Genomic DNA, 10,394 nt, shown 5'->3' with positions numbered 1-10,394 from the left:
GTCCTGGGATTCAAAGTCGAATTCTTCAATACGGTTACCGCGTACGACGACGACGCGTGTTTCCTCCGGGTGGGAGGCGTCTATCAGCATTTTGTTGGGCATTATTTCGTTTCCCCCCGGCAGCCGTCAGCCGCAGCTTGCGAGGCAAAGCCTGCTGCTGCGTGCCTGGGATGTGGGTGCCGGATATTTGATCGTCCGTCGGCCGCCGCTTGAGCGCCATGGCGGTGCCGCCCGCAGCCATAATGGCGCGGTTTGATGCGGACCTTTCCATGATTGCGCTTGAAGCCATCGTCACCAACAGAACCTTTTGAACCAAAGCCCGGATGAACCGGACCAGCTTGTTTGCTCCTACAGAGCCGGCGCGGGAACAAACCCGGCCGTTTTCCTCACGCAGGCGATTCCCCCGCCACGGGAGCACGCCTGCGAAATTCGTCGCGATCACCTGAACCCTTTTCGCCTAAAGCGAAAGGAGCCGCCTTTACGTCTGACCCTGTAGCAAGAAGCTGCGGAGGAGGGCGGTTCCAGGATTGCAGTGATCCACCATCGCTTTTATGATTTGGCGGGGTGGAAGGCAACCCCGATTTCCGATGCCGGCAAAAAGCCGTTCCGTAGCGTAAGCCAGCTTGCCGCCCTTGCATGAAAAGGCTTGGTTAACCTTCTCTGGATACCAATCGTTAATCGAGTTCGCGGCCTAACCGGCATTTCGACGAAACGACCCGGCGCCGGGCGCCAAACCGGGAGCGACTGGAAGAGAGATGGGATTGGCGGACTTCACAGACAAGGGATGTCGTGTCGGCGGCCGGATCCTGGCCGCTTTCTGCCTCTTGCTGCTGCTGGCGGTCTCATCTGCCTTGTCCTCAAAAGCCAATGCCGCCGACGCTCCGCTCGTGGCAAAAGGTTACAAGATGGCTGGCGATGCCACCAAGATGCGCATCGTCATGGACTTCGATCGCGAACCCGATATCAAATGGTTCCTGCTGCGCGGTCCCAACCGCCTTGTCATCGATCTCGCGAATACGAGATTCGCCGTTGATGCCAAGGACTTGAAGGCGCGGGGCCTGGTCAAGGGCGTGCGCCTGGGCGCGCTCGGCGAGGGCGTTTCGCGGCTGATCCTCACCGGCAAGGGACCGTTCGCCGTCGACAAGCTCGACGTGCTCAAGAACGAGGACGGAACCGGCTACCGCATTGCCATCGACATGTCGGCGGCATCCGAGCGCGAGTTCGACGTGGCGCTGGCCAACCAGGCGCTGACCACCGGATCGACCGTTTCGACCGACAAGGGAGGGCGGGTCGGCACCGGACCGGTTTCCAATCCGGGTCATCGGTTCACCGTCGTCATCGATCCCGGCCATGGCGGCATCGACGGCGGTGCCGAGGGCCTGAACGGCACCATCGAGAAGAATGTCACGCTGGCCTTCGCCACGGAGCTGCGCGACAAACTCGCAGCCGTTGGCAATTATGATGTGTTCATGACGCGCGACACAGACGAATTCCTGCGTCTTGATGACCGCGTGCGCATCGCCCGTCAGCATGAGGCCGACCTGCTTATTTCGATCCATGCCGACACGATCAGCGTCAAGGGCATTCGCGGCGCCACCGTCTACACCGTCTCCGACAAGGCTTCGGACCCCGAGGCGCAGGCGCTTGCCGACCGAGAAAACCTCTCCGATCAGTTCGCCGGCATGGAAATCAAGAACGACAACAAGGAAGTCACCGACATCCTGATCGACCTGATCCGCCGCGAAACGCACAATTTCTCGATGAGTTTCGCCCACACGCTGGTTGGCCAGTTGTCGACCAGCGTCGGCCTCATCAACAATCCGCAGCGTTCGGCGGGCTTCAAGGTGCTCAAGGCACCCGACGTGCCGTCGGTGCTGGTCGAACTCGGTTATCTCTCGAACGCCAAGGACGAGGCGCAGTTGCTCAACGCCGACTGGCGCGGCAAGGCGGCCCAGAGCATAACCAACGCCGTCGCGCTGTTCGCGTCGGCCAAGGCCGGACCGGGAACCGGAGGTTGACATGACCGGCGGCGCCTGCAACCAGAGGCGGCGTTGCGCGACGACAACACCCAATGCTTTTTATTTCCGGCTCGCGACCGCGAAATCAGGCATTGCCGTATTTTGTCCACATGGCGGCGACAAGGGTTTTCGATTACGGATTGGGACCGGCTCGAAAGCTTGCGCGAAAGGCGGCTTCGTTTAGGAAATTCCCGAACCAAGGACTGGAGCGGGTATGATTCGTCTCATTGGCTATTTTTTCGGCATCGGCACGACGCTGGCCCTTTTGGTCGCGGCGGGCGTTGCGATCTACATCGGCCATTTGTCGAAAGATCTGCCCGACTACGAGGTGCTGGCCAAATACGAGCCGCCGGTGACCACCCGCATCCATGCGTCGGACGGCGCGCTGATGGCCGAATACGCGCGCGAACGGCGCCTGTATCTGCCGATCCAGGCCATACCGGACCGCGTCAAGGCGGCCTTCCTGTCGGCGGAAGACAAGAATTTCTACAACCACCCGGGCATTGATGTGACCGGCCTCGGCCGTGCCATCATCGTCAACCTGCAGAATCTCGGCTCGGGCCGGCGTCAGGTCGGCGCCTCGACGATCACCCAGCAGGTGGCGAAGAACTTCCTGTTGTCCTCGGACCAGACCTACGAGCGCAAGATCAAGGAGATGATCCTCGCCTTCCGCATCGAGCAGGCCTATCCCAAGGATCGTATTCTCGAGCTCTACCTCAACGAAATCTTCTTCGGTTTCGGCGCCTATGGCGTCGCCGGTGCGGCGCTGACCTATTTCGACAAGTCGGTCAACGAACTGTCCGTGGCCGAGGCCGCCTACCTGGCCTCGCTGCCCAAGGGGCCGAACAACTACCACCCTTTCAAGCATGCCGATCGCGCGATCGAACGCCGCAACTGGGTCATCGACCAGATGGTCGAGAACGGCTACGTCACGCGTGAGGAAGGCAACAAGGCCAAGGCCGAGCCGTTGGGCGTGACGCCGCGCCGCAGCGGCACCTATCTGTTTGCCGGCGAGTACTTCACCGAAGAGGTGCGCCGCCAGATCATCGCCCGCTACGGCGAGAACGCGCTTTACGAAGGCGGCCTCTCCGTCCGCACCACGCTCGATCCGAAGATCCAGCTCATTGCCCGCAAATCGATGCAGAACGGGTTGATGAAATACGACACGCTGCGCGGCTATCGCGGGCCGGTAACATCGATCGACGTGTCGGGCGACTGGGGCGTGCCGCTCGGCGCCGTCAAGGGGCTGGAGGATGTTCCCGAATGGTCGCTCGCCGTCGTGCTCGACAGTTCGGCGACCGGGCTGTCGATCGGCCTGCAGCCCGCACGGCAGGCGTCGGGCGAGATCGTCAAGGAGCGCGTCGAAGGCACCATCAGCAAGGAGGACATGGGTTTTGCCATGCGCCATGTGGTTGCCGGCAAGACCGTCAAGGCCAAGTCGCCGGCGGAGGTGCTGAAGCCGGGCGACGTCATCTTCGTGCAGAAAAACGATGGTGCCGATGGCGCCTACAGCCTGCGCCAGGTGCCCGAAGTGGAAGGCGGCCTGATCGCCATGGACCCGCACACCGGCCGCGTGCTGGCCATGGTCGGCGGCTTCTCCTATGCGCAGTCCGAATTCAACCGCGCCACGCAAGCCATGCGCCAGCCGGGTTCCTCGTTCAAGCCGATCGTCTATTCGGCCGCACTCGACAATGGCTATACGCCGGCCTCGGTGATCATGGACGGGCCGATCACGATCCAGAGCGGTAACACGAGCTGGACGCCGAAGAATTACGACGGCACCGTCGCCGGTCCGGCGACCCTGCGCTCCGGCATCGAGAAGTCGCGCAACCTGATGACGGTGCGGCTTGCCAATGACATGGGGATGAAGCTGGTCGTCGAATATGCCGAGCGCTTCGGTGTCTACGACCATCTGGCACCCTATCTGCCGATGGCGCTGGGTTCCGGCGAAACCACCGTGATGCGCATGGTGTCGGCCTATTCGATCATGGCCAATGGCGGCAAGTCGATCAAACCGTCGCTCATCGACCGCATCCAGGACCGCTACGGCAAGACGGTGTTCAAGCAGGACGAGCGTGGCTGCCAGGGCTGCAATGCGCCCGAATGGCAGAACCAGCCGGAGCCGGAACTCGTCGACAATTCCGAGCAGGTGCTCGATCCGATGACGGCCTACCAGATCACCTCGATGATGGAAGGTGTCGTGCAACGCGGCACCGGCGCCACCATCAGTGAACTCGGCCGTCACATCGCCGGCAAGACCGGAACGACCAACGACGAAAAGGACGCCTGGTTCATCGGTTACACGCCCAATCTCGTCGTCGGCCTCTACATGGGCTACGACACGCCGCGCGGACTCGGCCATGGCGCCACCGGTGGTGGCCTCGCGGCCCCGATCTTCAAGGACTTCATGCGGGTGGCGCTGGACGGCACGCCCAATGTCGACTTCAAGGTGCCCGAAGGCATGAACCTTGTCGCCATCAACCGCAAGACCGGCATGCGTGCCGCATCGGGCGATCCCGGCACCATCATCGAAGCCTTCAAGCCGGGTACCGGTCCCGCCGACAGCTATTGGGTCATCGGCATGGGCGCCGACGGCTCCAATGCCACGGGCGGCGCGTTGTCGCCGCAGGCCAACCAGGCCATCCAGTCCGGCGGCGGCGGCCTCTACTGATAGTTTTCATGAGCGGATGGGCTGGCCTTGGCGCCAGCCCATTTTGCTTTACAGCCGGCGGCGGCCTGCCTATGTATCGCGCCGACCGACTTCAGCAAACAGGACAGAACAGCCAGCCATGCGCGCGGAAACGCAGAATATTGTCGACGAGATCAGGCAGGCGATAACCCTGCTGAGGAGGCATCTTTGACTGGGATCAGGCCATAAAGCGGCTTGAATACCTCAATGTGCGCGCCGAGGACGCCAGCCTCTGGAACGAGCCGCTGGAAGCGCAGAAGCTGATGCGCGAGCGCCAGGGCCTCGAAGAGGGCATCGCCTCGGTGAAAGGTCTGACGCAGGCGCTGGAAGACAATATCGGCCTGATCGAGCTCGGCGAGGAAGAGCGCGACGAGGGGGTCATTGCCGAGGCCGAAGCCGCGATCCGCTCGATGCAAGGCGAAGCGAAGGCCCGCCAGGTCGAGACGTTGCTGTCGGGTGAAGCAGATTCCAACGACACCTATCTCGAAATCCATGCCGGTGCCGGCGGCACCGAAAGCCAGGACTGGGCCTCGATGCTGCTGCGCATGTACACGCGCTGGGCCGAGCGTCGTCGCTTCAAGGTCGAAGTGCTGGAAATGCATGACGGCGAAGAGGCCGGCATCAAGTCGGCCACGTTGATGATCAAAGGCCACAATGCCTATGGCTGGATGAAGACGGAATCGGGCGTTCATCGCCTGGTGCGTATTTCGCCCTATGACAGCAATGCGCGCCGGCATACGTCCTTCGCCAGCGTCTGGGTCTATCCGGTCATCGACGACACGATCGAGATCGACGTCTCGGAATCCGATGTCCGCATCGATACTTATCGCTCGTCCGGCTCGGGCGGCCAGCACGTCAACACCACCGATTCGGCGGTGCGCATCACGCATCTGGCCACCGGCATTGCGGTCGCCTGCCAGGCCGAACGTTCGCAGCACAAGAACAAGGCCAAGGCCTGGGAGATGCTGCGCTCGCGCCTGTACGAGGAAGAGCTGAAGAAGCGCGAGGCAGTTGCAAACGCCACCGAAGCGTCGAAGAGCGATATAGGCTGGGGTCACCAGATACGCTCCTATGTGCTGCAGCCCTACCAGCTGGTGAAGGATCTCCGCACCGGCGTCGAGAGCACCAGCCCGTCGAGCGTGCTCGATGGCGACCTCGACGATTTCATGGAAGCCTCGTTGTCGCAGCGCATCGAAGGCGGTGCGGGCGAAGCCGTAGCAGACCTGGATTAGGATATGTCCATGTTCAGGTGAGGCTAGCCTGACCTCAATCTGAACATATCCCTGCGCACCACAGCGACGGAGGAGAGGATTGGCGAGCAAGCTCACCGGAAAGTGCTTTTGCGGCGCGGTTCACTACGAGGTCGCCGACGAATTCCTCTATGCCGCGAATTGCCATTGTTCGGACTGCCGGCGCACCACCGGTTCGGCCTTCAAGTCTTTCGCCGGTATCGAGCGTGAAAAGCTTGTCCTCACCGAAGGCGAGGACAAGCTTCTGATCTTCGGCGACGAAAGCGGCCATAACGCGCATTGCGGCCGGTGCGGCTCCTTGCTTTATTCGCTGGTGCGCGACGGCGCCTACGTCCATGTCGCCATGGGAACGCTCGTCGACGACCCGTCCATCCGTCCAACGGAGCACATCTTCGTCGGTTCGAAGGCGGGCTGGTTCACCATCACCGATAACCTGCCGCAGTATCAAGAGCACGTGATTGCCGGCTCTGACCAGCAATAGGCTGGAACCACAGCGGGCCAATTCCGTTTATTCGACGCCCGTTTGCCGGGAATTGACCTTGGCCTCATCTCGTCGGCGGTAGCGGATACCTGACGTCCATAGAACGATGTCGGGAATGCATCTTCTTGCGCCGACCAAGGAATCAGCCCAGCATCCAAACGCTGGGAGAGAAAAAGCATTTATGGCCGGACGCGGCATATCTGCGACCCGACGATCCGGCCACTGGGAAGATACGTTCCGGGAACGGGCAAGCGAAACGCTTGAGCTCGTTTGAAAGGAACGCGTCATGTCTGCTGCCACACTCAGATCGGCCAATGCCGTTCAACCGGCTGGCCGACTTTTGTTTTCCCTGTTCGCGATCGGCGCTATGGCAATGCTGACGGCACCTGCCTTCGCGCATGACGCCACACCCACGGCGGCAAAGCCACAGGGCTGGAGTTATCCGTTCGCATGCTGCGCCAACTATGATTGTCGCACGACCCATACAGGCGAAGTGCTGGAGAAACCCGAGGGCTATGTCATCGCCGGAACGGGTGAGATCGTTCCAATGACCGACAAGCGTGTCAAGGACAGCCCGGACGGCGAGTTCCATTGGTGTGCGCACCAAGCGGGCCTCGACGCCGGCAAGACAATCTGCCTGTTCGTGCCGCCGCGCTCTTATTGACGACAGGACGGCGGTCGGACGTCCGCGGTCGCGTGTGACCGGGGCCGCAGGCCGGGTTTGCGCGGTTCGGGTGATGCCTGCTGACAGACAGTTGTCAGGAGCACCTCTTTATGCTGCCTTTGCCGCACAGGGTGGCGGGCGACAGGACGAGTTCGTTGATGACCATCAAGGCAAGCTGTCATTGCAAGGCGACGACATTCGAGGTTTCGCAGGCACCGCAGACGGTGACGCAATGCACCTGTTCTTTCTGCTCGAAACGCGGCTCGCTCGGGGCCTACTACGTGCCTTCGCAATTCAAGCTCACCAGCCCCGATGGAGAGCGTCTCTTTCTACCGCTGGGGATCGAAAACCGTAAAGCACGGTTTTTGCGCCGCCTGCGGCTGCGGCACCTTTACCGAAACGCCGGACTGGTCGACCGGCGAGCCGGATTTCGACAATCCCAAGATCAGCGTCAACTCGCGACTGTTCGACGATTTCGATCTCGACAAGGTCGAAGTGGTGGTCATAGACGGCAAGAACCTCTGGTAGCCTGATCCGAACGATTGCGGCCCGGCGATGCGGCGCTATCACCGTGTATCGGTCCCTCGGGAAAAGCCGTGAGCGGCGCTTTTGCCGTTCCGCTTTTCGCCGCAATTCGTGGTACAAGTCGCGGGAAGGGCTGATTTGGCGCCACCGCAAGGCGTGACTTGGAGAGGGACGATCCTATGAAAAAGACTGTGCTCGTCGTCGTGGCGACGGCTGTGCTCGTGAGCGCCTGCACCACCACCGATCCGTATACGGGCGACCAGAAGATTTCCAACACGGCGGCCGGCGCCGGCCTTGGTGCTCTGGCGGGTGCAAGCCTTGGCCTGCTTGCCGGCGGCAATGACCGCCGCAACGCACTGATCGGCGCCGGCATCGGCGCGCTGGCCGGCGGCGCCATCGGCGCCACCATGGACCAGAACGAGGCCGAACTGCGCCGGCAACTCGAGGGCACCGGTGTCAGTGTCACCCGCAGCGGCGACCAGATCATCCTCAACATGCCGTCCGACATCACCTTCAACTCGGATCAGGATGCGGTGAAGCCCGGCTTCTACCAGGTCCTGAACTCTGTCGCGCTGGTGCTGAAGAAGTTCAAGCAGACCACGGTCGACGTGTTCGGCCACACCGATTCGACCGGTGGCGACCAGCACAATTTCGATCTGTCGCAGCGCCGTGCTTTGGCGGTGGCGAACTATCTGTCCGGTCAGGGCGTGGATCAGCGGCGCTTCGCAGTCACCGGCTTCGGCAAGACACGCCCGGTCGCATCCAATGCCACGGCCGAAGGTCGCGCCCAGAACCGCCGCGTCGAGATCCAGCTTTCGCCGCTCACCTGATTTGTACGGCAAACCAATGCGAAACGGCTCCCATGGGGGGCCGTTTTTGTTTGAGCGGATATTGGTGTTATTCAATTAGTTATTGCTAAAATACATCTTTCCCGCAGCTATGGAAAGGAATAGCATCATCGCTGTTCCTGAGGGGATGAGGCGGTGTCACTGGCCGCGCAATCAGCATTTTTCCGCCTCGGTCTTGCACGGCCAGATCAGAAATCTGGGAGGAATGCATGACAAGAACAGCCAGCCTTGGGCGCTGCGGCGTCCTCGTTTTGACAGGTTTGGTAGGCGCGTGGCTGAACGTTGCTTCGGCTCGCGCCGAGGACGCCAACAAGGCCGACATCGAAGCCTTGAAGAAGTCGCTCGCCAAATATGAGGATTACACCGCTGCCGTCCGCGACCTCTATCTGTCGACCGTCGGCTGCGTCCACTACAGCGGAGAAAAGATACCGGGCGCGATGGACTACCCGAAGGGCGCCATGGGCATCCACTTCGTCAATGTCCCGAGTGTCGGCCAGAAGCTCGATCCGATGAGGCCGAACGTGCTGATCTACGAGCCGACCAAGGAAGGCCTGAAGTTGGTCGGAGTGGAATGGCTGGTGCCGCTGACGCCGGACACCAAGGAGCCGCCCAAGCTATTTGGCCAAACCTTCATGGGACCTATGGAGGGGCACTACCCTCTCATCCCGAAGGAGTTCGTCCATTACGACCTTCATGCCTGGCTCGGGGACAACCCGAACGGCATGTTCAGTCCGACGAACCCGAACGTGAAATGCAACAAGGCCGAGTTTCCGATGCTGGAAAAACCGACCAAGATGATGCCTGGACCGATGTAACGGGCGAGCCAGGCTGAAAGAGCTTTGCCGAGAAAGCAAGCCCGATGGCTTGCTTGCTTTCGAAGCAGTCGGGATCAGACCTTGGCGACGATCCGCATGAAGGCCGGCATGTCGTCGCCGAAGCCAACGGTGGAATCATTGTCTTCCTGGTGGCGTTGGCGGGCAGGGCGGCTGTTGTCTCGCTGCGGCCGGGTGTCGCCGCGTTCGGGTGCGCGCTGTTCATTGCGATCGGATGATTTGCGCTCGGTGTTTTCCGAACGGATCGCTTCCTTGCGCGAACGCCGTTCGCCGATGTCGGCGGCTGCGGCCTCGGCCACCGGCTGATCCTCGCGGACTGTTTCCGGTGCGGCATCTTCGCTGCGCTTGGCGTGGCGTTCGCGCGGTTTGCGCTCGCCGCTCTTTTCCCTGCCGCGGTCGTCGTCCTTGCGGCCGGCACGGCGCGGCGCGCCCTTGCCACGGCGCGGAGCATCGTCCTCGCCTTCGCTGGCAACCACCGTCGACAAGTCGCCGTCATGCCACTCGATCTTGTTGCCGATCAGACGTTCGATGGCATCGATGTATTTGGTGTCAGATTTGGTCGCGATGGTGAAGGATTTTCCGGAGCGTCCGGCGCGCCCGGTGCGGCCGATACGGTGGACATAGTCCTCGGCGTGGATCGGCACGTCATAGTTGAAGACATGGCTGACATCGGGGATGTCGAGGCCGCGCGCGGCAACGTCGGAAGCGACGAGGTAGCGCAGCTTGCCGTCGCGGAAATTGGCCAGCATCTGCATGCGCGCGCGCTGGTCCATGTCGCCATGCAGCGCACCGGCGTCGAAATCATGCTTCAGCAGCGAGCGGAACAGCTCCGACACTTCGACCTTGCGGTTGCAGAAGATGATGGCGTTCTTCAGTTCGGCGTCTTCGGCCTTGATCAAATTGCGCAGCGTCTCGCGCTTGTCCCACGGCTTGGAGCCTGATTTGACCAGCCGCTGGATGATGTTGGTGGCGGCGGATGCTGCCTTCGAGACCTCGACTCGTACCGGCGCATGCAGGAACTTTTCGGTGAGCTTGGTGATTTCGGGCGGCATCGTCGCCGAAAAGAACAGCGTCTGCCTGGTGAAC

The 10,394-nt window shown here is 61.6% G+C and carries 9 protein-coding genes and 1 pseudogene; 9 read left to right on the top strand and 1 reads right to left on the bottom strand.

The window, feature by feature from the left end:
• The first annotated feature begins 755 nt into the window (after positions 1-755).
• The 9 genes and pseudogenes from EN750_RS06220 to EN750_RS06180 all read left to right on the top strand — a co-directional run bounded on the left by EN750_RS06220 (position 756) and on the right by EN750_RS06180 (position 9,290).
• On the top strand, positions 756-2,018 hold the full coding sequence (locus EN750_RS06220; RefSeq protein ID WP_127395904.1) for an N-acetylmuramoyl-L-alanine amidase: 1,263 nt from the start codon (positions 756-758) through the stop codon (positions 2,016-2,018).
• 1 nt (position 2,019) lies between these two features.
• Positions 2,020-2,202, top strand: a complete 183-nt coding sequence (locus tag EN750_RS06215; RefSeq protein ID WP_127323273.1) for a hypothetical protein — start codon at positions 2,020-2,022, stop codon at positions 2,200-2,202.
• 30 nt (positions 2,203-2,232) lie between these two features.
• The gene (locus EN750_RS06210) at positions 2,233-4,689 is read left to right on the top strand and encodes a penicillin-binding protein 1A (RefSeq protein ID WP_127395903.1); all 2,457 of its coding nucleotides are present in this window, start codon (positions 2,233-2,235) and stop codon (positions 4,687-4,689) included.
• Between the two features lie 118 nt (positions 4,690-4,807).
• Positions 4,808-5,939, top strand: a protein-coding gene (prfB, locus tag EN750_RS06205; RefSeq protein WP_127272597.1) for a peptide chain release factor 2 whose coding sequence is annotated in 2 segments (ribosomal slippage) — positions 4,808-4,873 and positions 4,875-5,939 — 1,131 coding nt in all. Because the reading frame shifts where the segments join, the coding sequence is not laid out codon by codon here.
• A 79-nt stretch (positions 5,940-6,018) separates the two neighbouring features.
• Complete coding sequence (locus tag EN750_RS06200) at positions 6,019-6,438, top strand: GFA family protein (protein WP_127395902.1); 420 nt, start codon at positions 6,019-6,021, stop codon at positions 6,436-6,438.
• A 286-nt stretch (positions 6,439-6,724) separates the two neighbouring features.
• Positions 6,725-7,102, top strand: a complete 378-nt coding sequence (locus tag EN750_RS06195) for a hypothetical protein (RefSeq protein WP_023812122.1) — start codon at positions 6,725-6,727, stop codon at positions 7,100-7,102.
• A 158-nt stretch (positions 7,103-7,260) separates the two neighbouring features.
• Positions 7,261-7,630 (top strand): annotated as a pseudogene (locus tag EN750_RS06190) (GFA family protein).
• Between the two features lie 176 nt (positions 7,631-7,806).
• Entirely contained in the window at positions 7,807-8,457 is a 651-nt protein-coding gene (locus tag EN750_RS06185; protein WP_013531371.1) for an OmpA family protein, read from the top strand.
• Between the two features lie 227 nt (positions 8,458-8,684).
• Complete coding sequence (locus EN750_RS06180; RefSeq protein WP_127272004.1) at positions 8,685-9,290, top strand: hypothetical protein; 606 nt, start codon at positions 8,685-8,687, stop codon at positions 9,288-9,290.
• A 74-nt stretch (positions 9,291-9,364) separates the two neighbouring features.
• On the opposite strand, the gene EN750_RS06175 is transcribed toward EN750_RS06180, so the two are convergent.
• Positions 9,365-10,394, bottom strand: a 1,030-nt coding sequence (locus EN750_RS06175; RefSeq protein WP_145967454.1) for a DEAD/DEAH box helicase, incomplete at its 5' end; no start/stop codon positions are given.

It is taken from the genome of Mesorhizobium sp. M7A.F.Ca.ET.027.03.2.1 (assembly GCF_003999175.1).
In the GTDB taxonomy this organism is placed as follows: Bacteria; Pseudomonadota; Alphaproteobacteria; order Rhizobiales; family Rhizobiaceae; genus Mesorhizobium.
Note: the sequence above shows the minus strand (reverse complement) of the source record. Positions and strands in the feature narration are given on the sequence as shown.